Origin of the sequence: Pannonibacter phragmitetus (assembly GCF_050510895.1) — a bacterium.
GTDB classification, from domain to species: domain Bacteria; phylum Pseudomonadota; class Alphaproteobacteria; order Rhizobiales; family Stappiaceae; genus Pannonibacter; species Pannonibacter phragmitetus_B.
Map to the genome: position 1 here is coordinate 138,415 of NZ_JBNINT010000002.1, position 24,754 is coordinate 163,168.

The 24,754-nt window shown below is 63.1% G+C and carries 19 protein-coding genes; 8 read left to right on the forward strand and 11 right to left on the reverse strand.

Going from position 1 to position 24,754, the window contains the following annotated elements:
- Positions 1–154: 154 nt before the first annotated feature.
- On the reverse strand, positions 155–814 hold the full coding sequence (locus ACQB61_RS21950; RefSeq protein ID WP_430514552.1) for a hypothetical protein: 660 nt from the start codon (positions 812–814) through the stop codon (positions 155–157).
- Positions 815–943: 129 nt separating this feature from the next.
- Between ACQB61_RS21950 and ACQB61_RS21955 the strand changes: the two genes are divergently transcribed.
- The 4 genes from ACQB61_RS21955 to ACQB61_RS21970 all read left to right on the forward strand — a co-directional run bounded on the left by ACQB61_RS21955 (position 944) and on the right by ACQB61_RS21970 (position 3,635).
- Positions 944–1,777: a hypothetical protein gene (locus ACQB61_RS21955; protein WP_430514553.1), complete on the forward strand. Its 834-nt coding sequence runs from the start codon at positions 944–946 to the stop codon at positions 1,775–1,777.
- A 63-nt stretch (positions 1,778–1,840) separates the two neighbouring features.
- Positions 1,841–2,308: a hypothetical protein gene (locus tag ACQB61_RS21960; protein ID WP_430514554.1), complete on the forward strand. Its 468-nt coding sequence runs from the start codon at positions 1,841–1,843 to the stop codon at positions 2,306–2,308.
- Positions 2,309–2,324: 16 nt separating this feature from the next.
- Complete coding sequence (locus ACQB61_RS21965; protein WP_430514555.1) at positions 2,325–3,242, forward strand: hypothetical protein; 918 nt, start codon at positions 2,325–2,327, stop codon at positions 3,240–3,242.
- A gap of 177 nt (positions 3,243–3,419) precedes the next feature.
- Positions 3,420–3,635: a hypothetical protein gene (locus ACQB61_RS21970; protein ID WP_430514556.1), complete on the forward strand. Its 216-nt coding sequence runs from the start codon at positions 3,420–3,422 to the stop codon at positions 3,633–3,635.
- A 557-nt stretch (positions 3,636–4,192) separates the two neighbouring features.
- On the opposite strand, the gene ACQB61_RS21975 is transcribed toward ACQB61_RS21970, so the two are convergent.
- On the reverse strand, positions 4,193–4,384 hold the full coding sequence (locus ACQB61_RS21975; protein ID WP_430514633.1) for a hypothetical protein: 192 nt from the start codon (positions 4,382–4,384) through the stop codon (positions 4,193–4,195).
- On the opposite strand from ACQB61_RS21975, the gene ACQB61_RS21980 reads away from it, so the two are divergent.
- A complete protein-coding gene (locus ACQB61_RS21980; RefSeq protein ID WP_430514634.1) occupies positions 4,383–4,628 on the forward strand; it encodes a hypothetical protein in 246 nt (81 codons plus the stop codon). The two genes, ACQB61_RS21975 and ACQB61_RS21980, sit on opposite strands and share 2 nt — an antisense overlap.
- Positions 4,629–4,651: 23 nt before the next feature.
- On the opposite strand, the gene ACQB61_RS21985 is transcribed toward ACQB61_RS21980, so the two are convergent.
- A complete protein-coding gene (locus tag ACQB61_RS21985; protein WP_430514557.1) occupies positions 4,652–7,393 on the reverse strand; it encodes an AAA family ATPase in 2,742 nt (913 codons plus the stop codon).
- Positions 7,394–7,654: 261 nt separating this feature from the next.
- Here ACQB61_RS21985 and ACQB61_RS21990 point away from each other — a divergent pair, with 261 nt between their 5' ends.
- From ACQB61_RS21990 to ACQB61_RS22000, 3 genes are all read left to right on the forward strand, one after another.
- Complete coding sequence (locus ACQB61_RS21990) at positions 7,655–8,881, forward strand: serine hydrolase domain-containing protein (protein ID WP_430514558.1); 1,227 nt, start codon at positions 7,655–7,657, stop codon at positions 8,879–8,881.
- Between the two features lie 14 nt (positions 8,882–8,895).
- Positions 8,896–10,572, forward strand: a complete 1,677-nt coding sequence (locus ACQB61_RS21995) for a ShlB/FhaC/HecB family hemolysin secretion/activation protein (RefSeq protein ID WP_430514559.1) — start codon at positions 8,896–8,898, stop codon at positions 10,570–10,572.
- A 92-nt stretch (positions 10,573–10,664) separates the two neighbouring features.
- Positions 10,665–12,227, forward strand: coding sequence for a serine hydrolase domain-containing protein (locus ACQB61_RS22000; RefSeq protein WP_430514560.1), 1,563 nt, complete (start codon positions 10,665–10,667; stop codon positions 12,225–12,227).
- A gap of 586 nt (positions 12,228–12,813) precedes the next feature.
- On the opposite strand, the gene ACQB61_RS22005 is transcribed toward ACQB61_RS22000, so the two are convergent.
- The 8 genes from ACQB61_RS22005 to ACQB61_RS22040 form a co-directional block, all read right to left on the reverse strand.
- Positions 12,814–13,689, reverse strand: coding sequence for a DUF6883 domain-containing protein (locus ACQB61_RS22005; RefSeq protein ID WP_430514561.1), 876 nt, complete (start codon positions 13,687–13,689; stop codon positions 12,814–12,816).
- 276 nt (positions 13,690–13,965) lie between these two features.
- Positions 13,966–14,235: a hypothetical protein gene (locus ACQB61_RS22010; protein WP_430514562.1), complete on the reverse strand. Its 270-nt coding sequence runs from the start codon at positions 14,233–14,235 to the stop codon at positions 13,966–13,968.
- Complete coding sequence (locus ACQB61_RS22015; RefSeq protein WP_430514563.1) at positions 14,232–15,596, reverse strand: colicin D domain-containing protein; 1,365 nt, start codon at positions 15,594–15,596, stop codon at positions 14,232–14,234. The genes ACQB61_RS22010 and ACQB61_RS22015 overlap by 4 nt, the downstream gene beginning before the upstream one ends.
- Positions 15,566–16,486 carry a hemagglutinin repeat-containing protein gene (locus ACQB61_RS22020; protein ID WP_430514564.1) on the reverse strand — a complete coding sequence of 307 codons (921 nt, stop codon included), beginning with the start codon at positions 16,484–16,486 and terminating at the stop codon, positions 15,566–15,568. The genes ACQB61_RS22015 and ACQB61_RS22020 overlap by 31 nt, the downstream gene beginning before the upstream one ends.
- A gap of 154 nt (positions 16,487–16,640) precedes the next feature.
- Positions 16,641–17,657, reverse strand: a complete 1,017-nt coding sequence (locus ACQB61_RS22025; protein WP_430514565.1) for a hemagglutinin repeat-containing protein — start codon at positions 17,655–17,657, stop codon at positions 16,641–16,643.
- Positions 17,606–21,220: a beta strand repeat-containing protein gene (locus ACQB61_RS22030; RefSeq protein WP_430514566.1), complete on the reverse strand. Its 3,615-nt coding sequence runs from the start codon at positions 21,218–21,220 to the stop codon at positions 17,606–17,608. The genes ACQB61_RS22025 and ACQB61_RS22030 overlap by 52 nt, the downstream gene beginning before the upstream one ends.
- Before the next feature lie 2 nt (positions 21,221–21,222).
- Entirely contained in the window at positions 21,223–22,296 is a 1,074-nt protein-coding gene (locus tag ACQB61_RS22035; protein ID WP_430514567.1) for a hypothetical protein, read from the reverse strand.
- Positions 22,293–24,752, reverse strand: a complete 2,460-nt coding sequence (locus ACQB61_RS22040) for a filamentous hemagglutinin N-terminal domain-containing protein (protein ID WP_430514568.1) — start codon at positions 24,750–24,752, stop codon at positions 22,293–22,295. Before ACQB61_RS22040 ends, ACQB61_RS22035 begins: the two co-directional genes overlap by 4 nt.
- Positions 24,753–24,754: the final 2 nt, after the last annotated feature.

Below are 24,754 nucleotides of genomic sequence, written 5' to 3' on the forward strand. Positions count from 1 at the left end.
TGTCCCCGGCCTTGTGGCAGTGAACAGAATGGCCCTTGCGGCAACCCGTCCACCGCATTGACGACTATGCCGCGTGCCTACGCCGCCATCTGTCAGCGTTCCCGTGACCAGCTCCGGCAATAGGAGCTTGGCGCTTTCCCATGTCGGAGCCTCATCACATTCGTTGCCTCGCGCGCCGTGGATGATGGCCGAGATCCCCGACCTTGATGGAAACGTGCCGAACATACTCCGCCACAATCCCTTCATAGCTGGCGACCGGATCGGCTACTTCGTCTGACGGGTTGGAGGGAAGCACAAGCGCAGTTGCTGCCAACGCACCAGCCACGATCACGCCGCCCACCATAAACGGCCACCGTGATTTTCGTGCTTTCCTGACGGGTTCGTTTGTCGCGTCCGCACCGGCAATGTCAGTGTCGCCGGGCTTCACCTTAGCCTGACTATAGAGGCGGCTCCATACTTGTCGCAGAGCTTCGTCCCGATCGACCTTGAGGATTTTGCCGAGCAGGATGAAGTTCTTCCGTTGCGGGATGTGTACCCCGTGCCGCCAGTTCCGCAGATTTTTCACCGCCGTATCGAAAGCCGCTTGTGTCCGGTTGCCGCTTGCCGCGCACAACGCATCAGCCAGTGCCATGTTGTCCGGATAGCCCTGTTCCGTACACAGCCCATCCAGCAGCTCGTGCCAGTGCCCGTAGGTTGCCCAGTCCCGCGTCATCCCCATCTTGCCCCCCAAACCAGCCAGCAAGCAACATAGCGTCATGCCTTTGATCTTGTAAGACAATTCTGCCATTTTTTCCGTGACTTCGGTTTCTTCCACGAATACCCGCTGACCATTCCCGCGAAGCAGACTATGGGAATCGTATTCCGATCCGGCAGGGCAGGATGTGGGGCGGGAGCACCGGCCTTACGACTAGGCCCTGCCCATCACGAGCTTGGACGGGATTGCATGACCTCGATTAGCCTTCGATCAGCAGCACGCCTCATTTGCGCACCGGCTTTGCTTGTTGCGCTTTCTTCGCCCGCATTGGCCCAAGCATCGGGAGGCTTTTTGCCGATGCCGATTCTGAATCTGCTTTCATATGTGGTGCTTCTTGGCTTTGCTGTGATCGCCGTTGTCCGGTGGCGCAAAAGGCGACGGCCCGCAAATCTTACACTCGACCCTGCCGCAGTCGATGAAGGCTTTACCATCACGCCAGGCACCGATGGTAAGTCGATTGAGTATTCTATCGGCGGATCGGGCATCGGCATCGGCGCTTGGGTAGGCTTTGTTCTCGGGGGACTGTTCTTCGGAACATTGCTCACGATGATACTCGCCTTAAGCTACAAATTGAACGACGCTGCTTCATTGCGCAGTTTTCTGCTGATGATGGGCATTGCCCTTGGTGCCGCTTTCCTGTGGGACCGTGCGAGGAAACAGAAATTTGTGTTCAAGATCACGGAAGGCGGCGTTCACGCGCCTGACGGCCGGCACTATGCCAAGGCTGACATTTCCGAAATTCTGATCCGAAACCAAGGCTCAACAGCGCATAGCGCCCCGCCTCAATCTACGACGGCCGTGGTTGGAACCGGCGTGACAGGTGTGGCCATGATGGGCGCATCCGCCATGAGCAACGTCTCGGCGGGGGTCGGAAATGCCATCGGGCAGTCCGTGGCACAATCTCTTGCCAAGCGCGGCAACGAGGTCTGCATTCGCCACGGACGCAAGGTTATCCCGCTCGCCAAATATCTCCGCGAGGACGATGCAATCGCCTTGTTCAACAAGGTGCGCGAGCAGCTTTAGCCGCCACGCCGAATGCTCCCTCCCTATCGCCAGTTCAACAAAGAAGACCGGAAAGGACTAACTATGCCAATCAAAAAATTCGGGACACTGGCTATCACCGCTGTCGCCGCCGCCGCACTGGCCGCTTGCTCGACCACGGGCGACGGTGCGGGTACGGCACCCACCCCTAAACAGCCGTTTGACGTTGCGAGTGTCAGCATCAGCCCCATGACCAAGGCCAATCTGTGCCGTCAGCTCGGTGGACAGGGGCAGGCCCCGACCGTGACCATCAAGCACACCGCCGCAGCAGGCGTTCCAATCCGTTTGCACTTGCAGGACAAGTTGAGCGACGGCAGCACGTTCAATCACCACAGCACACGCGTCACGTCGGATGGCTCAGGCACGACGGTCGTGAACTATGCCTTCCTGCCGCCATGCAACACGACGGGCGGACGCCTCAATTCGGATTATCAGCTCACCGTCGAAGCGGGCGGCAAGTCGAGCGTCACACCTTGGGCACGCTTTAATTCCGCATCGCGGACAATCCAGTAACGGGGATGCAAGCAGGATGACACAGGCAACACCATTAATTGGCGCGGCTTTGGCCGTCCTGCTTGCTCTCTCAAACACGGCGGCAGCACAGACTCCGCCGCCGTGGTCCGCAATCCGTTATCCGGCGATGGGTAACGGAAGCGCGGCCTGCACCCATCTTGGCGATCAGGGCGACGTGTTCTGCTTTGGCTTGCGCTGCACGGCCGGGAACACACCCGAATGGTTCACCCATCAGGTCGGCGGGGATTCCGTTGAGGGTGAGGTTCGCGTCAACCTCATCGTGGACGGCAAGAACCACATGACCTTGTTCATGCAGCAGGGAGAAACCCCACAAGGCGAATGGTCGTTTAACGCATCCTACGATGCAACCCGTGACCGTTCAGCGGTCGATCAGCTCAAGGCGGGTTCCGGCCTCTATATTCTGGTCGGCGGGGCAACGGGCGCACAGCTTTCCTTGCGCGGTTCCGCCCGCGAGATTGAGCGGGTTGTCGCCATGTGTCCGGTAGGGGGACAGACCGATGCCTTGGCGGTCAATCCCAAGGCAACAGAATTGGCGGTGACGGCAGATCAGTTGCCCACACCCGTACGTCAAGAAATCAATCAGATTGCCGCGATGTGCGGGAATGCCTTCAAGACCGTAGGGCGGAGCCCGCAGGCGCTATTGGCCGAGGATATCGACGGCGACGGCACCTATGACTTCCTGCTCGATCACGCGCAATTCTGCCCCGATGCCATACTGACCATGTGCGGCGCGTCCCATTGCCCACTAACCCTGTTCGTATCAGCCAAGGGCGCATGGCGGCGGTTCGACTACATCTTGCAGGGCTACAAGGAATTTACTGCCCAAGGCTTTCTGTTCCAGTGCAGCGACTCCGCTCGCAAGGCAGGTGTGTTCATGGAAGACGGCAAGCTCATCAAACGGAACTGCCAATAACCGGCATGGGGCTTCTCGTTGTGAACGCGATCACCACTGCCACAGTCACATTGCTTCTGATGGAGGCGCCATACTGTTCATGATCGCCCGCGTCATGCGCGATGCCTTGCATGAACACCGGCTCATCGGGAGCTGGTCAAGCCCGTGCGGCGCCTGAGCATTTTCAAGGCGTGATGCGTGAGCATCAAAAGCCTTGGCATAAGGTCCTGCCTCTGGTCCGAAAGCTCCAGCGTACCGGGTGCCACCGCCGCCGGAACGCTCGTCACCGGTCCCGTCAGCTTCATCGGCATTCTCGTGCCGCATCTCGTCACGCGCCTTGGCTTCCGTGGCACGGCCAGCCAGACCCTCGCCTGGCCGTGGCCCCTCTCCCCGGCCTCCTCGCCGCCCTCCTAGGCGGCCCGTGCTTTCTCTGGCTCCTGCGGCGGCAGACGGCGCAGGGGTGAGGCGCTCCTGCACGCTTGCGCAGGCATCGGAAGTTTAATATAGAACGGTTGTCCGTTTTATATGAGAAAGCCATGCCCCGCATCAGTCAGGACAAGCTTGAAGACCGCCGCCAGCAGATCCGTGCGGCGGCGGCGCGCTGTTTTGCCCGCAAGGGCATTCAGGCCACCACCATGCGCGAGATTTTCGCCGAAGCGGGCCTCAGCGCCGGTGCCGTCTACAATTACTACAAGACCAAGGACGAGCTGATTGCCGACGGCATCACCGCCAGCACGGATGAAAGCGCGGATGCGATCACGGCGGCCGCTGCGGTGTTGAGCTTTGATGAGGTCATCGGCCAGTTCCTGGCCGATCTGAAGGCCGCAGCCAGCGACGGCCGCGCCCGTGCAACACCGATGATCCATGCCGAGGTGGCGGTGCGGCCGGACTTGCTGAAGGTGTTTCAGCAAGGGCGCAGCCGGATCCGTGATGCCCTGCGCGATCAGCTGGCGCGCACAAGGCCGGATCTGTCACCGCAGGAGACCGGAACACTCGCCGGTTTCGTCCTCGCCTTCTATCAGGGCCTCGTGTCGGAAGCAGCCCTCGACAGCCTGCCGGATCTTGAGGCCATGCACGGCATCATCCGGCTGGTCCTGACCCACTACGGACGAGCACCGGAAACACCCCGCTCCCCCAACCTTCAGCAGAAGGATAAAGACCATGAACCCCGTCCACATCACCAAGCACACGCAAGCTGGTCCGGACCGGCACATCCGCATTCCCGGCCGCCTTGCCCTGCTGGCCACGCGCCTGATGCCCGCCTCTGCGCGGCGCGCCTTGACGGAAAAAGGCCTCAACCTGCCCGCACTCGGCACCGCCCTGCGCCAGAATGCGCCCTTCGATTGCGTGCTGGAAGTTCACGAGCACAAGGTCCCCACCACCGTGCGGATCAGCACCGGCAGCTAGGCGGCCGGTCACGCTGCCTGTCTCTATTCGGCCAGGCATTCCCGGGCGTGCCTCTTGCGGGTTGCCACATGCCGGTTTTCCGACAGCGAGACCGCGCGGCGCAATGCCTGGGACGCACTCCTGGGACGGTCCATCCGGCGCGCAAGCGCCGCCCACAGACGGTAGATCCCGGGTTCCTGCCATCGCTCGCCGGTCTGCCGGATGAGTTTCAGAGCCGATACGAGTGCCTGCAACCCCTTGGACGGCTCTCCGCACAGGCCCGCCGCTTCCGCATATAGCGCCAGTCCATAGGGGCGGGTCAGGTTCACATGCATGGCCTCATACGCCCTCAAACCTGCTGTGAGCTGCTGCAACCCTCCCGGATCACCAAGAGCCACCTGAGCCCAACCGGCGAGCATGTCGCCAGACGGCCGCCAGAACGGAATGTCTGCGGCGTTGCAGATGCCGACAAGGGCATTTGCCCGCTCCAGAACGCAGTCCGGTTCACCACGCTCACGGGCGATCAGCGCGCCTGCCCAGAGCATCTGCGCCTGTCCAAATGGTTGTTCCAAAGCCGTGGTGAGGTCCATGCCCTCGGCAAAATGCCGCTCCGCAAGGCTGTCCTGACCGAGCAATTGATGGACGCAGGCAGCATATTGATGGCACACGACACCGGGATCTTCACCGAAGAGAACCATTGCTTCGGCGCCCAGATCTGGATCATAGGCGCTGCACACGGCCTCGATGTGCGGCAGGCACGCAGCAAGATCGCCTCGAAAGAACCGCGTTTGCCCAACCGCGTTGTGCGCCACCATGGCATGGAGCGCGGGAGCCCCGCCGATCAGATCATCAAGGCCCTGCGCCAGGTCCGTGGCTGCCGCAAGATCGGCCCTGGTCAAATGGTGGTTCCACAGGCCTGCGAGCGCTGGAACAATCGCCGCCGGATCATTCGTCTTGCCCGAAAGCGCCGCAGCCCGCTCGTAAACATCGCGCAGTTCCGCCGTCGTGAAGTGATCACTCAAGATCAGCGCGGCCCCGAGACCCAGCAGCGTGCGGCACTCCAGCGTGCGCAGTCCGGCATCCTTGTCACAGACTCCAAAGGACACCAGCGCCTTGCGCAACTGTTCCGCCGCATCCGCAACCGCTCCGCGTTTCAAAGCCGTCAGGCCTGACAGTCCACGATAAATGGCAGCCCGCTTCCAGTCCGCCGCACGCTCGAAATGATCGGCAAGGGTCGAGCTGATCTCCTCACTTCGTGCCCCGAACGCAGCTTCAAGGCGGCTGCCGATCCGCTCGTGCAATCCCTGCCGGTTTGCCGCAGGAATGCTCTCGTAAAGCGCTTCATGGTAAAGCGCATGCCTGAAGACGTATCGCGTTGCCTCGGTTCCGTCCGGCAAGGTCATGTCGCCCGCCCGTTCGATGAACCGCCTGACACCCGCCAGACGGTCGAGAGCCGTTTCGATCTCTTCGACGTCCCGGCGGTCCTCGCTCAACATGGCCGCGGAGAAGTGGCTTCCCGCGACGCTGGCAACTTCGAGGATTTTCCGCTCGTGGTCATCCAGCCTGAGGATCTCGCCAGAGATGAAGCTGCGCGTGCCGGACGAGATCGCCGCGACAAGGGTTTCAACAGTCTCCGTGCCGGACAATGGGCCGGTCCCGAATTTCACCGCCTCGTTCCGGCGCCATTGATCGATAACCGCATCGACGAGAATGGCATGGCCTTCCGTTCTTCGCGTCAGCTCTTCGCAAAGGGCGGCAGGCAGCCTCTTGTCAGGAAAGCGCCGGCTCAGGAAATCGGCGACGGCGGGCTGATCCAGCCCTTCGAGCGTCATCAGCTCCAGACCGGGCAGGCGCTGGAGGTAGTGCAGGGTTGTTTGAAGGTCGCCGGATTTATCCAGCTCATCGAACCGGTACGTGCCCAGCACAAGCACCTTCGCAGGGCCGGGACGTTGCGCCCAGGAGAGAAGCCAGGCAAGCGTGCTCTGGTCGGCCCAGTGCAGATCCTCCAGAATGAGGACACATGGCTGCCGCTGAGAAAAGCGCTCCAGAAACGCTGTGAACTCCCGCAGCAGGGAGTCGGGCCGGGCATCGATCAGGTTCGCGGACGGGGCAGCCGGACGGCCCGCAGCACGCAAGACCGGGATCATGTCCCGCCAGGACGGGGCAACAGCTTCAAGCAGCCGCAGGAGCTGCCCTCGTGAGGGCCCGTCCGCAAGCTGGGTGACGATCTCGATCAGGGGGCCATAGGGTTCCCTGGCGCCGGGATGAGGAATGCACTGGCCGCGCCCCGTCCAGAAGACCGCCGTGCGGGGCAATCTTGCACAAAACGCTTCCACGAGCCGTGTTTTGCCGGCCCCGGCTTCCCCGGCCACAAGGACTGCCGTCCGTTTGCCGCGCCGCGCAGCGGCCGCGCAATCGGCAAGCCTCTGAAGCTCCCTTTCCCGGCCCACGCACAGTTGCTCGGTGTCCAGGGTGTCCGTGCCGTTGTTCAGAAGCGTGAGTTTGCCAGCAAGGCGATAGCCCTGCCGGCCAACCGTCTCGATGAATTCGGATGTTCCGGCCGTGTCTGCAAGAAGACGTCTGAGCTCGCGGACACACTGCTTCGGCCCGGTCTCGCGCCCATGCTGCTGTCCCCAGACCGCGTTCCTCAGTTCGTTCTGGCTGACGACCTCTCCCTGCCGCGCATGAAGCTCCATCAGCAGTGCCAGAGTCTTGGGCCGCAACCGAACGGCCTCCCCGTCAAGCAACAGCTCGCCTCGGGCAATATCTAGTTCAATCTTCGGCACAGAAACGCAGATTCCGATGTTCAGGTAAGGCAGAATATATGCGCCTTGAAGGCGAATTTCACTGATTCAAAAACAGCATATACCAATTTTGCACCGTTGCAGACTGTGCCTGCTCCGAAGCTTTTCCTAAACCCGTCCTCATGAAACATGCAACTGCGGTGCTCTGCGATCACAAGCCTGCCCCGGTTGCTGCCAGGAGGAGGAGTATCCGGCTTGAAGACGACCGTCAAAAAAGGCCCTCTGACCGCCAGGACCCAGCGATTGCTCACAGCTCTTCTGGTGTCAGCCAGCGGCACGTCCGGTGCCTTGTCCGCCGTGACATGTGTTGAAGGCCTCGACAAAATCGTGACCGGGACGGCGCGCGAGGCGCCTCAGGACAAGCCCATATCCGGCACGCTTGCCACCAGGCTGGACGAAGCCGTGAAGTCTGCGCTTCCTCTCGCAGCGGCACCCGGTTTCATTGTCGGCGTCCAGACGCCTGACGGAATCTGGAAGAAGGGCTATGGCGTCTCCGATCCCGCAACGGGCTCCCCGATGGAGCCGGGCATGCACACCCGTATCGGGTCTGTGACAAAGACATTCACGGGCACGATTATCCTGCAACTGGCAGAGGCAGGCCGTCTTTCTCTGGACGACACAATCGGCATGTATGTCGAGGGCGTTCCGAACGGAGACAGGATCACCCTGCGCCAGCTTGCAAACATGACAAGCGGAGTGGCGAGCTACACGGCGTCCGGTCCGTTCGTCGAGATGTATCTCAGTGAACCCGGCCGGGCTTTCACGCCGGAAGAGCTGCTGCCCTTCGCCATGGAGCTTTCGCCGCTCTTCGAGCCGGGCACCCAATACGACTACTCCAACACGAACACGATCCTTCTAGGAATGGTCGCCGAGAAGGTCACAGGTCAGCCGTTCGAAACAGCTTTGCGGTCCGGAATCCTCGAGCCGCTGGGGCTGACGAACACTGTCTGGCCGGGAAACCAGACAGATCTGCCGGAACCCTATGCGCAGGGCATCACCTTGCAGGGAAACGAACTTGCGTCGGATCCGCCACGGACCGCCACCCACTGGAACCCGGCGTCACTTTGGACAGCGGGTGAGCTGATCTCCAGCATTGATGACCTGCTTGTCTATTCCCGCGCACTCGCCACGGGACAGGACCTTCTGGGACCGCAAATGCAGGGTGAGAGGCTGCGCTCGTTCCTTGCACCGGAAGGTTATGGGCTTGCGCTGCGCTGTACCGGGGCGTGGGTCGGCCATACCGGCGAAGTGCCCGGCTATACCACCGTCATCTACCACAACGTCCTGACCGGCACGAGCGTGGCGATCCAGGCGAACAGCGACATGCCCTCCGGTCACTGTGCTGATGCGGAGGAAGGCGGGGAGACGGCGGACGGCACGTCTGTCTCCTGCTCGCTGCCCGCCCTGCGGATCTTCAACGCGATCGCTCCGCTTCTGAGCGAGACGGCCCCCCGTAAAACCGAACACTAAAAATGGACCTGTCCGTGACAAGACATGTGACCACGCCCCATCCCGCCTTTCCCCGGCGCATTGCCGCAATGTTGACCGCAATGCTGGCCGCCGCGGCCGCATCCCCTGCGGCAGCCCAGAGCATTGACAACGCCGTTGCCGGGCAGACGACCATCATTGACCGGTTCACCCCGCCAGCGCGGCCGGGCACGGTCGATATCACCGTCGAGGACCAGCGCAGGCTTGTGCCTGACAGCAAGGCGGAAGCCATGCGCTTCAGACTGCGCTCGGTTTCGGTCGAAGGCGCGCAGGCCGTTGCGAACGGAACTCTGCAAGCCATCTGGCAGGACAGGATCGGGGAGCAGATCAGTCTTGTGGAGCTCTACCGGATCGCCGAGGCGGTGGATGCGGCCTATCTGAGGGCCGGATACTTTTCGATGACCGTGGTTCCGGTCCAGAATTTCAAATCCGGCGAGGTCACGCTTCGTGTCTACGAAGGCTATCTGGAGACGGTTGAGATCACCAGTTCGATCCCCAACATCCGGGAGCGTCTGGCGCCTTATATCGCGCGGCTGACATCCATGCGGCCGATCCGCATCAAGGAGGCAGAGCGGATCCTGCTTCTGATGAGCGATCTGGGCGGCTTGCAGATCGAAGGCACACTGATCCGTCCGCAAACGCCATCAGGCGGAGGCACACTCAAGCTTGCCGTGGAATTCAACCGCTACAACGCCGGCATCGGCCTCGACAATCTGGGCACGGACGAAGTCGGTCCGGTCGAGCTTTCCGGCAACATTTCGGTCAACGACATCTTCGGCCTCTTCGAGACCACAACTCTGGTTGGCGTGACCATACCGGATACGCCGCAGGAAATGATCCTTCTGCAGGCGGCCCAGTCCATCCCGATTGGTTTCAGCGGCCTCAGTGCGGCCTATGATCTGACCTATGTCACGCAGAAGCCCGGCGGCAATCTCAAGAACGACAACATTGATATCGAGACCGTGATCGGCTCCGCCAGTCTTCAGTATCCGCTCCTGCGCACGATTGATCAAAGCCTTTACGGCAAGGTGGAGGTCAACCTGCGCAACGACCGGATCGACGTGATGGGCATGCGTGCCGCCCGTGAAAGAACCCGCTGGGCAACCATGGGGCTCCGGTACGATCTGAGCTTCGGCGAAACGTCTCTTTCCGCAGGCACCGAGCTCGGGCAGAGCCTGAGCCATCAGGTCGAGGACGGAAGCGTGCCGGACGGCTATCGTTTCGGCAGGGCCGATGTCGATATCTCGCACAGTCTCGGTTCGATCGCCCGGTTGCATTGGCGCGCAACAGGCCAGTATGCGCCCATGTCACTTCCCGGCTCTGTCCGGTTCTCGCTCGGCGGCGATCCCTATGGCTGGGCCTTCAACAGCGGCAGCCTCTCCGGCGACAGCGGTGTGGCATCCGCTTTTGAAGTCAGTCACGATCTTGAAACCGGCTGGCCCACGCTGCCGGACATAACCCTTACAGCATTCGCCGACTATGGCATTGTATGGAGGGCGGATGCGGCAGCAGACTATTCCCGCGACTCCCTGGGTTCGGCCGGCATTGGTGTGAGCGGAATGGTTGCGGAGCGCGTCAACTTTCAGCTGCTTGCGGCCACGCCCTGGCACCGGCCGGACAACGCTGACGATCCGGGCACACGGGTTTTCTTCAGACTGGGCCTTGCCCTTTGACGAAGCCTTCAGACCCTGCCCTGCAGGTGCCGGCAGTCCCGGCCGGCAGCGTGTTGCAGACCTGAAGCGCAAAGAAGATTGAGAGGTTTCGCATGTCCTTCTTCCAGCTCACACGGCGCCGCTTTCTGGCAGCCGTCTCCCTGCCGGTTCTGGCAATCCCGGCCCTTGCCCAGGATCTGCCCCCGTCCCGGACGCCGGGCACGGAGGTTCCTCCCGGCCAGATCGAAAAGGCGCTGCGAGCGCTTGACGGGATCGTGGAAGATATCAAGACACGCAGCAATGTGCCCGGCCTTGCGGTCGTCGTCGTTCATCAGGGCGAAACCGTCTACGCCAAAGGCTTCGGCAAGCGGGGCGGAGAGGGGGATCAAACCATCAACGCCGATACCGTGTTCCAGTTGGCATCCGTTTCAAAATCAATCGGGGCAACGGTGGTTGCACGGCAGGTTGACCGGGGTGTGGTGTCCTGGGACAGCCGCATGCGCGACCTGCTGCCCTGGTTCAATCTGGCCGATCCCGCCGTAACAGAGCAGCTGACGGTCGGCGACCTCTACAGCCACCGCTCCGGCCTGCCAGCTCACGCGGGAGACGACCTGGAGGATATCGGCTTCGGGCGGCAGACGATCCTGGAACGTCTGCGGTTGCAGCCGCTGACTGCCTTCCGCACAAGCTATGCCTATACGAACTTCGGCCTGACAGCCGCAGCAGAGGCGGTGGCCCAGGCCTCCGGCGCCGACTGGGCAGACCTGTCTGATGAAGCGCTGTTCAAGCCCCTCGGCATGACCAGAACGAGCGCACGTTTCAGTGACTTCATGGCGCGGGACAATCGCGCAGTGCCTCACGCCAAGCGGGGAGACCGTTTCGAGCACACCTATCAGCGGCAACCGGATGCCCAGTCTCCCGCTGGCGGGGTCAGTTCATCCATCAATGACCTTGCCTTGTGGATGAAGATGGTCCTGGCCGATGGTGGCGGCCTGATCTCGCCCGAGGCCCTGCAGCCAGCAATCAGCCCGCAGAGCTTTTCCAGCCGCCCGAACAGCCCCGACGAGCGCGCCGGCTTCTATGGCTATGGCTTCAATGTTGGCACTGATCCCTCAGGCCGTGTGACCCTCAGCCACTCGGGCGCCTTCGAGCTCGGGGCGGCGACCTATTTCTCTCTCATCCCCTCGCTCGGCATCGGCATTGCCGTTCTGTCCAACGGCTCTCCCGTCGGCGCCGTTGAAGCGATCGGCGTGTCCTTTAACGACATGGTCCAGTACGGGCGGATCACCCGCGACTGGTACGCAGGATACGAGAGCCTTTTCGCCCATTTCGGCGAGCCTTTCGGCTTTACCGCAGGAGAGCAGGCCCCGGCCGCCGCCGCCCCCGCTCCTTCGCCCAGCTATTGCACGGGGCGGTACGCTCATCCTTATTTCGGCACTGTTGACCTGCGCGAAGAGGCAGGCAAACTGGTTCTGCTCGCCGGTCCAGCCCCTTTGAAGTTCCCGCTGCAGGACTGGGACGGGTCGACGATGGTGTTCGATATCGCCAACGAAAATGCCCCCGCAGGCTCCCGCTCGGCCATAACTTTCTTCGGAAACGGCCCTGAAGCGGATGCGCTGGAAATCGAGCTCCTGGTGCTGAACGGTCCAGCCCGTTTCCTCAGACTGAGGCAATAGGCCGGAAGGCGAGCGGCGCCCGGGTGCAAGACCAGACCACAATGAGCCCGCCTCATAAAGGCCCGGCCAACCCCGTGCGGCGCCTGAGCAATAGCAAGACGTGATGCGTCAGCATCGAAAGCCTTGGCAGAAGACCTCACCCCGCCGGTCAGCCCCACCTTGCCGCCGGCGGTGACGTCATAGCCGCAGCGTGCCCGGCAACAATGCCGCTCTGCTCGCCCACACTGGCAAAATCACCGGTGACGCGGCCCTGGCTCGCAGACCCTGACGCCCCGATGACGCCGCCGCCAATGGTGCCGGGGCTCAGAGTGGCAGGGTGTCAGGCGAATACCGTCTCTGTACACCCTTCCCGTATTTAGGGCAGTAAATTATTTGATGTCGCTAGCCTCCACTGTCGCGAGTGCGTATCTGTTACTGTCCTTCAAAAACGCCTCCACTTCATAGGCTACGGGCGCATAAGGATCACCAAACACGAGTACAACTGAGACGACCTGTCCCGTTGGCAACAACACTATGTCGCTGTTGCCAATCACTGCCGCTTCGACGGGCTTCAACAACGAAAATACGTCGTTCTCTTTCAGTATTTTCATTTTTTTGCCGGAATTCCTGTCACGAGTCGAACGGCTCCCGAGTTGTCCTTCATGAACACGAAAGTCGTATTGATTGTTTTTCCGTTAGCGCCGTTGATAGCAATCACCTGCTCATAGGTTTGCCCGTATTGCGTAGTCTTTGTCGCCACGGCAGTTGAGGGATCAAAGCGCAACTGTGAAGCGAGCCTCTGCCAGTTGCTCTGATTAAAGCCAAGAGCTTGGTTAAACCACATGGCCTTGGACTGATTCTGCGGGTGCGCTGGGTCGAGCAAGTATCCCTTCAGCTTACTCTCAACGTTCGATGTGTCGAAGCCAAATCCATTTGGGGCATCTGTTCCACCCGATGTGCCGCTGTCACCACTCTTCCCCGGCACCACAGGCGGAAGGTTCGGCCCGTTGCCATTTCCATTATTGCCGCCATTTCCACCTGGTGCATCATCTTCGTTATATTCCGGACCACCGTTGTGCCCCTTGCCCGGCGTGCCGTTGTAGACAACCTGCACCTCACCGCCGCTCGCCTGCCGGGCGGCGGAGCGCAGCTGGCCGGGCGTCATCGGCTTGCCATCAACCGCGCCGCCGATCAACGTATAGCCGTAGCCGGTGGCTTCAACCTCAAGCACGGATACCACACCATCCGGGGAGGTTGCCGTAATCGTGCGGATCCGGTCCGAGCCATGGCCCGTCAGCCGGACCACCGTGCCGTCATCCAGCGTCTGCGTTTCATCAATCGCACCGCCGGTTTCCCTCGTCGATGCAAGCCAGAAGCCACCGGCAAGCAGCGCCGTTGCGGCAACAGCAACGGTGGCCGCATCCCTGACGCGCTGCACGATCTGAAGACAGGTCAGCGCCACATCCGGCGGGATGATCACCATTTCCCCGCCAATGGAGATCTCGCAGCTCATCGCCGCGTAGGCAGGCGGGATCAGCCAGTCGAACAGGCTGGGCCGGGCATCGCCTCCCGCCCCTTCTCGCAGGGGTCGGCGCGGTCTACTTCACCGGGTAGAACCCCGATACTGCAAACGTCAACGACGCAAGTGGGCTCATCCACAACGACGGCCGCCCGCTGTAATGCAACCGGGCATGCGCCAGCTTTCGCAAGAACGCTGGCAGTCGGCTCGTCCGCCAGTCGGATGCAAAGTGGGGCCCCGTTACTCCCAGCCATCCCTGTCAGGAACCAAGGCCCGATACGCCGAACTCACTGTAGCGCGATAGTCCCGTTCAAAGATGTCGCCCAACAGGGGAGCCAGATCATTCTCAAGCCAAATCAACAGTTGCTTTTCAGCAGGATCCGCAAAAAGATCTTCATTTTGCCAACTTGTCTTCTCCCAGTTCCGGGAGAGCCATTCAAACAAAATCAGCGCCTCCTGCCGAGATAGCGACACGTTAATCTTATTCCCATCTAAAGCCGCAGAGGTCATCGCAATCCTCCATGCGAAGTAATGTTGGTGATTTGGTCAGGGCTTAGCTTCCACCCACCCCAAAAACTGCCATCCGGTCTGACAAAAACGTTATTTCCAGTGTTGGGATTGAAATGATGCGTGACTGCCTGACCTCTATACGTTCCCTGAATCACAGTAGTCGCAGGATCAGAAATGTGCTGATCAATTGCCCTCTGGAAAGCCTCGCCGTTGACCCTGTTCCAGCTTCCTCGCACACCGAAGTCAGCTGCATGCTTAAACTCATGCTGCAATTGACGTGTAGAATAGCTCGGCAATACCGTATTTGGAGCGCCTGTTCCACCTGATGTACTACTATCACCACTCTTCCCTGGCACCACAGGCGGAAGGTTCGGCCCGTTGCCATTTCCATTATTACCGCCATTTCCACCGGGCGTATCATCTTCGTTATATTCCGGACCACCGTTGTGCCCCTTGCCCGGCGCATCATTGTAGACAACCTGCACCTCACCGCCGCTCGCCTGCAGGGCGGCGGAGCGCAGCTGGCCGGGCGTCATTGGCTTGCCATCAACCGCGCCGCCGATCAACGTATAGCCGTAGCCGGTGGCTTCAACCTCAAGCACGGATACCACGCCATCCGGGGAGGTTGCCGTAATCTTGCGGATCCGGTCTGAGCCATAGCCCGTCAGCCGGACCACCGTGCCGTCCGCCAGCGTCTGCGTTTCATCAATCGCACCGCCGGTTTTCGTCGTCGATGCAATCAAGGGAATAACAGAAAGACCAACCGCAAGTGCTCTGGCCAGAGTTACGGCACCCTTGACTTGCTGCACGATCTGAAGACAGGTCAGCGCCACATCCGGCGGGATGATCACCATTTCCCCGCCGATGGAGATCTCACAGCTCATCGCCGCATAGGCAGGCGGGATCAGCCAGTCGAACAGGCTGGGCCGGGCATCACTCCGCCGCTGGCCGCAAACGGCAAGCTGGGCAAGAACTTCAGGATCATCGGCATGGGACGCAATCAGCTTCGCCGCTCTTGCGTCTTCGATCGAGAGCCGGTCATCGGCAACCAGCTGGTCCAGGACATCTCCGATGATTTCCTTGACGGTCTTGCCAGCTTCCAGCGCGGCCTTCACACTCGTGTCCGAGACATAGAGGTCAAAGCCCTCTTCGGTCTCGCGGGTGACTTCGATGACCGTGTCGAGGTCGCGGTTGATGCTGGCGAGCTGGGTGTCCGTGGCGGCTTTGTCGCTGGCTTCTTCCGCATCCGCCTGCTCGCGCAGGGCGGCGGCGGTGGCGGGGTCGCCGGAGGCTTCTGCTGCGTCGGCTTCAGCCCGCAGCTTGGCGGCCGTTACGCCGTTGCCATCCCCGTCCCGCACCACGATGGTGCCATGGCCGATCGTGGCCTTGGCAATGCCTTCCTCTCTGCGTTGGCATAGGCCCCTTCGAGCGAGCCGCCGGGCGTGACATCACCCTTTTCCGAGACGCCCACCGAGACATTCACCCCGCCGGAGACATGCTGGTTCGTCTCGTGCAGGATGAGATCCTGCGTCCCGAGCGTCTCGGTCTCCAGCGTCAGCTCGCCCGAACGCGAGCCAATGACACCGCCCGTAACCTGCGTGTGGCCGCCAACCGTGACCGTCAGCTCCCTGTCTGTGACAATGCCGGACGGCGTCTCCACCCAGGCCCGGCTTTGCGAGCCTTGCGCCGCATTGACACCCGCATTGGCGCCAAACTGGCCGGTGGTGAAGTTGTAGCTGACACCGGCGTTCATGCCCTTTGACGCGCTGGACCCTGCGCCCGTATCCAGCTGGCTTTCCACCGTCAGGTTGCGGCCCGCATCAACTTCCGCCGACCTGGCATCGACAAGCGCCCCCTTCAGCGCAATGTCGCGTCCGGCTGTAACATCCGCATGGCCGCCAACCGTGATGTTCGTATTGGTGTGGGCCGTCTGTGCGCTGGAGGAGGTGCCATTCTGCGCCGAAACGCTGGCGCCAACGCCAATGTTCGCCCCCTTCATGCCAACGCCCACCGTCACGCTGACACCAGCCGAGCGCGACGAGTTGGACGTATCCATGCTGGTGCTGTTGACCGCAGACGTCAACTCGATGTCCCGGCCAGCGGCGATCACCGCATCATTGCCAGCCTCGATCTGCGCCCCTTGCGAGACAATGTCCCGCCCGGCGCTGATGATCAGGTCATTCCCCGCCGAAAGGGTCGTGACGCGGGCCGCCTCCCCCGACTGGCTGCTGCCGCTCTTCGAGCTGGACATACCAACGCCAAGCGTCAGGCTGGCGATCGTGCCGCCTTTCCAGTCCTTCTTGGGCTCCTCCCCGTTGTCACCGCGGTTGTCGCCATTGCCGTCTTTTTGGAGACGGTTTCCTTGCCGAACATCCCGTCAAGGGCGTTGACCGCATCCAGGATTTTCAGGCCACCGGAAGCGGCGGAGAGGGCCTTGTAGCCAAGATTGCCCTTGCCACTGCCAATGCTCTGCACGCCCGAGACAATCTTGTCGCCTGCGTCGATGAGGGGGAGGCGGCGGAGACGGTGGCGCCGATGAAGAGATCGCTTCTGTGGTGGCTGGCGGCGAAGCTGTCGGTGGCGGCCAGGAGGTTGACGTCGCCGCCTGCGGCGAGTGTCAGATCCTCACCTGCCAGCAGGGCCGTGCCCGTGGCGTTGATGTCCTTGGTGGCGGTGACCGTCAGGTTCTGCCCGGCGCTGATGGCGGACATGATGTTGGTGACGCCGGAGGTGGAGCTTTCCTCCTTCGTGCGGCGGTAGCCGACGGAGAAGCCCGATCCGCTTGGGCTGCGCCCGGCAAAGAGGCCGGACTTCTTCTCGAAGGTGTAGCTGTCGAAGGCGGCCTGACCGGTGGTGAGCGTGACATTGTCACCGGCCAGCGCCACATCGCCGCCACCGATGATGGTGGAGCCGGAGACAGTCAGGTCCTGCCCGGACCTGAGGTTGACATCCCCGCCCGCAAGCAGCATGGAGCCGGTGTAGACGTCCTCGCTGGAATTGCCCCGGCTTTCCTTCTTGCGCAGGAAGCCGCTGGATTTTGAGGCATAGGACTCGCGCTGGGTCGAGTTCGCCCCTTCGACAGTGAGGTTTCCGGCGGCGGCAACGGCAAGATCTTCCCCGGCCAGAAGGCTGCTGGCGGTGATGGCGGTGTCCCCGCCAGAAGTGATCTTCAGGCTGCCGCCCGTATCCACCATGGAACCAACGGTCTGGCCGTGGTCCTTCACGGAGTGGTGGCGTTTGGCCGTCTGCTCCGTACGGTGACGGTTTTCGGCGGAGGCGATGGTCACATCCCCGCCTGCGGCAAGGCGCGTGTCCCCTGTCGCGGCCAGGCTGGAGCCAAGGACCGAGAGATCGCGTCCGGCCGTCACGGTCAGATTGCCGCCGGCATCCAGCAACGAGCCCTGGTGGCTGGTGATGTCCACAAGGTTGCTGCTGCGGCCCCGCTGATCCGGAAGCTGGTTTCCGTCTTCAGCGTTTCCAGCTTCACGTCGCGCCCGGCGGACAGGCCCATGTCTCCACCGGAAGACAGGGTGCCGCCCATGCTGGTCAGGTCCCGCACGGCGTTCAGGCTCAGCGGGCCGGAGGCGGTGATGGTGGCGCGCTGCTGGTTGGTCTGCATGGTGCCGCTGTGAACGCCCACGGTGCGCGCCAGCGTCTCGTTGCGGATGTCCTGCCCCGTCAGGCGGATGCTGCCGCCGGTGATCTGACCGGAGAGATTGGCCAGCGTGCCGCCTGCGGTCAGGTCCATGGTGGCGGCGGACAGGGTGCCGCCGAAGTTGACGAGGTCTCCGCCCGTGCGCAGGGTCATGCCGTTGGAGGCGATCATACTGCCGCTGTTGGTCAGCGATCCGGCCTCCAGCGACACCCCGCTGCCGGTGATGCGCGCACCGGCCAGCTGCACATCCGGGCGGTTGCCAGGGGCAAGGTAAAGCCGGGGCACCAGCACCTTCTGGCCGTTGACGACGGCTTCCTCCAGCCACACCACATCCACGGTCAGGGCCGCGATCTGTTCCGGCGTCAGGGCGACGCCCGGCGTCAGCTGCAGCGCACCCTGCATGGTCAGCGCGTTGTCATAGAGCTGCTTCACCGTGTCATAGTCGGTGTAGGTGCCTGCCAGCGTGCGCTTGCCCGTCTGGCGCAGCAGCTGCTCGCGGATGAAATTGGTTTCCACATAGGCATCGCCCAGGCGCTTCTGGGTGATGTCCGGATTGAAGGCCGGAAGGCTGGTAAGGAAGCTATCTGAGGCGTAGAAGCGGCTGAGATCGACGAATTCCGGCCGCGTTTCAAAGAGGAACTTCGCCTGCGGGTTCTCGCTGACGATCGTCAGTGCCGACACCGGCAGAACCAGAACCGGCAGCGGCAGGCCGGTGCTGGCGGAGGTTGCCGGGCGGACGCTGGAACCGGAGACAGGGGCAGAGGCAGAGCCGGAGGCCCCCGCAGGCAGCTGGCCGGAGGCGGAGACGGCACCCGATAGGCCGCTGGCAGAAACGGAGCCGGAAACGCTGCCCGCCCCCGTGACCGCCCCGGCGGTGAAGCCGGATGCACTCACCTCACCAGACGCATTTGCCACTCCGGAAACTGTACCCGCGCTGCCAAGGCTGGAGCCCGGCAGCTGGCCTGGCATCAGGAAGTCAGTGGAAGAGCCCGAGGGCACACCGGCACCGGAAGACTGACCCACCTGCCCGGCATTCTGGCGGATGGCCACATTGTCCACCTGCCCGGTGAAGCTGCCGCTGAAGCTTCCTCCTGCGGCGATGGTGGCAGGAACGGAGCCTATGGTAGTGGAGCTGAACGAGACACCTTGGTGGGTATCTCCGACATGCTGGCCGTATTTGTATTCACTCAGGACATGCGTGGCATGTGTCGTTTGTACGATTTCCTGCCCAAGATTAAGAAGCGTGGTTCCATTGAGAACAATGTTGCCATTTGCAGAAATACTTGAATAAAGATTCTTTATCTCCGTCGCATCGATAAGCAGTGAACCACCTGCAAATAGATTTGCAGAACGCCCCACGCTCTCAAGTTTTTGCGTCGTCACCGTAGTGGTGGCGATGTCGTAGAAATCCCAGGTGTCCCGCTCTGGGTCATTCGGCTGTGTAATTGAGCCAGGAAGTTCCTTGGAGTGACTGTAGGTTTTCGTGACCGTCGTTTCCGAACTCTCGGACACCACGGGGGCAGTTCCCGCATTGGTGAATGCCGCAGCCCGGATCGAGATCCCGCCGGAAATCGCCTCGATGTGGCCGAGATCATTGACGATGGCACCGGCCGCCTGACCTGCGGCAAGGCCGCCGATGGTCAGGTTTTCTGCGGACAGAATCGTGCTGGCGTTGGTCAGGCCGCTGCCCAGGGCAAAATGCATGTCCCGCTGCGCGGCAAGAATGCCCCCGTTATAGGCGTCCCCCACGGAACGCAGCAGGGCGTCGCGCCCGGCGCCCAATCCGCCCAGATGGACAAGGGTTCCCCCGGCTGCCAGACTGATGTCGCCTGCGCTGGTGGTTAGCATGCTGGCCTGTGTTGTCCGCAGTTCGCGCTCCGACTGCAGACTGATATTTTCGCCCGAGCTGATGCGCCCGTCATGGTGGATGACGGCCGCCTTCACCCCGAGGGTGCCGGATTGCGACGCCATCAGGCTTCCGGCTGTGGTGGTGAAGGCACCGGCAACCGTTGCATCAAGGCCTGCCGACAGCTTCAGCTCGCCCGTATGGAGCCACGTGCCGGCGTTCAGCGTCAGGAGGCCGGACCGGACAGCGACAGAGCTGCCTGCCTGCGTTGCAAGCTGGCCGCCGGCCGAAAGGGTGGCGTTGCGCCCGGCGCTGAGAACGCCCCCATGGGACAAGACGTTTCCGGACAGCAGCAGGTCCCCGGCATGGGCCGTCACGGTGCCACCCGAAAGGGTGGCGAGCGTGCCGGACAGGGTCGCACTGAAGTTGCCGAACGCGGCAGCCTCGCCTGCGTGGGTCCAGTTGCGGGCTGTCAGCGTCAGACCACCGCCCTGTGCCACCAGCAGGCTCGTGGCATCCGTGTAAAGATCACCCGTCAGCCGCGCGGCGAGACTGCCGCCCGCTCCGGCCTGGCCGTAGTTCACCCAGCTGCCGGCAGAAACATCCAGCGTTCCGTTGCGGGCAAGTAAAAGGCTGCCTCTTGCCGCCTCCAGGCCACCAGCCAGCACAAGCCGCAGATCCGTGCCGCCCGCTGCCCGGCCCGCATGGGTCAGGCTGCTTGCGGAAAGGTTCAGCGCACCAGACTGGGCGGAAATCAGGCTGCCCGCCGACGTATCCATCGCGCCGGACAGGCTGGCAGTGATGCTGCCGGAGGCACCGGCTTCTGCGGCATGCGTCCAGCTGGCAGCCGTTACGGACAGATCGCCCGCCTGCGCCGAGACAAGGCTTCCGGCCAGCGTGACAAGACCTGCGGTCAGAACCGCAACAATGTTTCCGCCAGAACCGGCTGCACCGCGATGGGTCCAGCCCACAGCGCTCAGATCAATATTGCCGGATGCGGCAGACAGCACGCTGCCGGAGGCTGTGGTGAGGCTTCCTGAGAGAACCGCAGAGATGCCCCCGCGTGCGTTCACCTCAGCGGAATGACGCCAGTTTGCGGCGGAAAGATCGAAAACGCCGCCGCTAACCTGAATCAGACTGCCTGCGCCCGTGTCCACATCTGCCGAGAGAACAGCTTTCAAGCCGGTAGCCGCGCCTGCCTGCCCGGCATGGCCCCAGCTTTCCGCCGCCAGATCAAGGCGGCCGCCGGAGGCAAGGATCACGCTGCCCTGCTGTGTGGCAAGGGCGCCCGACAGATGAGCATTCAGCGAGCCGCTGGCAGTGGCCTGCCCATTGTGGATCCACGAGCCTGCCGTAAGTGCCAGGTCTCCGGCCTCTGCGGCCAGCAGGCTGCCGGTCAGCGTCCGCATCGCCCCGGACAGCGTCACGGCCACGTTGCCTGCCGCTCCCGCCTGCCCGCTATGGGTCAGGCTGGAGCCCTGCAAGGTCAGGTCTCCCCTTCGGCGAGGATCAGGCTCCCCGTTGCGGTCCCGATTGCGCCGCCAATATCCGCCGTCACACGGCCACCGGCACCGGCCTGGCCTGCGTGGGTCCAGCGCGAGGCGCCGAGCAGCAGGTTGCCGCCCTCCGCCAGAATGATGCTGCCTGCAGCGCTGTCCAGTGCCCCGCGCAGCCGCAGGCTCACGCCCTGCGGCCCGGCCAGTTCCCCTGCATGCGCAAGGTTGGTAGATTCAAGTGTCAGCGAGCCCGAGCTGGCGATCAGGCGCGCGCCGGACAGCACCGCTCCGTCTCCAGACAGCGTAACGGCCACATTGCCTGCAGCTCCCGCCTGTCCGCCATGGGTCAGGCTGCCAGCCGTCAGCGTCAGTCCGCCGCCCTCGGCAAGGATCAGGCTTGTACCAGCAGTCTCAACGGCGCCGCCGACGACTGCGGTGATATGGCCACCGGCACCCGCTTGCCCGGCATGGGTCCATCGGGCTGCCTCAAGCGCCAGCGCCCCCTTTTCCGCAAGAAGCACGCTCCCGGCGGCGCTGTTCAGCGCCCCACTCAGGCGCAGGTTCAGGTCTGTCTGTCCAACCAGTTCACCCGCATGGCCAAGATGAGCTGCCTCAACCGTCAGCGAACCGCCGCTTGCAATCAGACGGCCGCTGGACAGCACGGTGCCGTCCCCGGTGAGCGTCACGGCGATGGCGCCTGCCGCTCCGGCCTGCCCGCCAAGGGTCAGCGTGCCGGCGGTCAGTTCCAGATCGCCGCCCTCGGCAAGGATCAGGCTTGCCTCGGCGGTTTCAACCGCACCGCCGATGACTGCGGCAACACGGCCTCCGGCGCCCGCCTGCCCGGCATGGGTCCAGCCCGTTGCCCCAAGCCTCAACGCGCCCTGCTTGGCAAGAAGCACGCTTCCGGCGGCGCTGTTCAGTGCTCCGCGCAGACGAAGGCTCAGGTCTGTCTGTCCAACCAGCTCACCGGCATGAGCGAGATTGACGGCATCGACTGTCAGCGGGCCTCCGCTTGCGATCAGACGGCCACTGGACAGCACGGCGCCGTCCCCGGTGAGCGTCACGGCGATGGCGCCTGCCGCTCCGGCCTGCCCCCATGGATCAGCGTGGCGGCGGTCAGATCCAGATCGCCGCCCTCGGCCAGGATCAGACTTTCCGCAAGCGTCTCAACCGCACCGCCGATAACTGCGGCAACACGGCCACCGGCGGTCGCCTGTCCGCCATGGGTCCAGCGCGCCGCCTCAAGTTGCAGGTTGCCGCCCTCGGCCAGAACGATGCTGCCCGCAGCACTGTCCAGCGCCCCGCGCAGCCGCAAGGCCAGCGCAGCCCCTGCGGCCAGTTCACCCGCATGTGCCAGATGGCCTGCATCAACCGCGAGAGAACCGGAATTTGCGACCAGCCGACCACCAGACAGAACGGTGCCGTCACCGGACAGCGTCACGGTCACAGAGCCTTCGGCCCCGGCCTGACCGGTATGGGCAAGACTGCCTGCCGCAAGCGCCAGACCGCCGGCACCGGCAAGGATGAGACTTCCCGCAGTGGTCTGAACCGCGCCATCCATGGCGGCCGTCAGCACGGTATGTGCGCTCGCCTCGCCTGCGTGCCGCCAACTCGCCGCCCTCAGATCGAGTGCGCCGGTCTGCGCCTGTACAAGGCTTGCCGCATGGGTCTCAAGAGCACCCGAAAGCACGGCGCTGATGGTCCCGGTGGCCGCTGCCTGTCCCGCGTGAGACCAGCTTCCGGCATTCAGCGTCAGATTGCCGCCCTGCGCGAGGATGAGGCTGTCTGCCTGCGTGTTCAGCGCGCCGGACAGGCCCGCCGTGAGAGCACCGCTAGCCGTGGCTTCGCCGCCATGGGTCCAGTTTGCGGCATTGACCACCATGCTGCCCGAGTGGGCGGCCATCAGGCTGCCGCCACGGGCAGCAAGGTTTCCGGCAAGGATCAGCGTCAGGCTGCTGCCTGCCTCCAGCTTGCCCGCGTGGTCCATGGCAGCGGCGCTGAGGCCGAGCGCCCCGCCCTCCGCAAGGATGAGGCTTCCAGCCGAAGAGACCAGCGCACCGGACAGCACGGCGGAGGCATTGCCCGCCGCGCCCGCCGTGCCTGCGTGGGTCCAGTCTCCGGCAGAGATGGTCAACGGGCCGCTGCGCGCCAGAAGCAGGCTGCCCGTGCTGGTCGTCAGAGCATTGCGGCTCGCGCCGGGCTGGCCACCGCCAAGGGCGATCGAGAGGCTGCCGCTGGTAATCTTGCCGCTGGAGGCAAGGCTGCCACCGCCGGTCAGCGTGATGGTTTCCCCAGCCGAAAGCGTCTGCGAGGCGGCAACGTCCACATTGCCGCCTGCCTCGATGCCAAGCTTGCCCGTGCTCTGGCTGACGCTGCCGTCACCCGCAAGTCCAGCGGCCAGAACATCGCCCTTCAGGCTGACATCTCCGCCGGACTTCAGCGTCACGTCGCGCTGTGCGCCTGCCACCACATGCTCCAGCACGCGGATCGCGGTTGCACCCTGCAGGTCCAGCGAAGTGCCCGCGTGGAGATTGCCCTTCACGGTCACATCTGCCGAGCGGGAACGGGCCTTGATGGCCCCTTGGGAGACCGTCTTCTGCAGCACCAGCTTGCCGTCTGCGGTCAGCACCATGCCGCCGCCACCGGCGGACATGTTCTGCGGCGTGCGCACGCCAACACCCGCTTCCGTGCCCTCCAGCGCAATGCGCCCGGCATACATCCCGCCAAGCGCCGAAGAATCGATGCTGAACTCCGGCTTTTCGCTGCCATCATCCGCCTTCACGGCCTTCACGGCGCGGGTGGCATAGTCCACATCGTTGCGGCCGGTGATGACGCTGACGTCCTGCCCGTGCAGCACGCCGTTGATGGCGAGGCCCCGGCTGATGATGTCAAAATAATCCGTCTGCCGCGCATCCAGCCCCATTGCGCCGATGGTCACCGTGCCCCGGTCCACGGAGAAGCCCGTCAGGGCACCGGAGGCCGGATCAAGAACCGGTGCGCCCGTGGTCAGCGTCGCGCGCGGCGTGCCGATGAAGCCGCAGCCGTTGCAGGTGATACCGTTGGGATTGGCCAGGATGAAATCTGCGCGCACGCCATGCACTTCCGTCGCGCCCTGCAGCAGCGACGGGTTGGTGCTGGTGACCTCGTTGAGGATGAGCCGTGCCTCGGGGCTGGCGGCAAGATTGGGGTTTGCCACCACCATACCGCCGAGCTGCGACTGGCCGATGGTGCGCGCGTTGTTGAGAATCAGCCCCTGCGTGCCGACGTTGAAATCGCTGAACTTGTTGTGCGACAGGCCGGCGCCGTTCGGCGTCACAATATTGACCAGCGGCACGCCGTTGCCGGCTGAGGTCACCTGCGGCAGGTTGGCAGCAGGCGCGGAAGGGTCGGCCACGACCGCCTGGGCATAGACTGCATAGGACGTCTGGAGCAGCAGGCTCGCGGCCGTCAGAAGGGAGACGGAGGCGGAAGCGGCCTTGCGCAGGCGGCGGCTCGACAGGCTGGACAGGGAAGAGGACATGC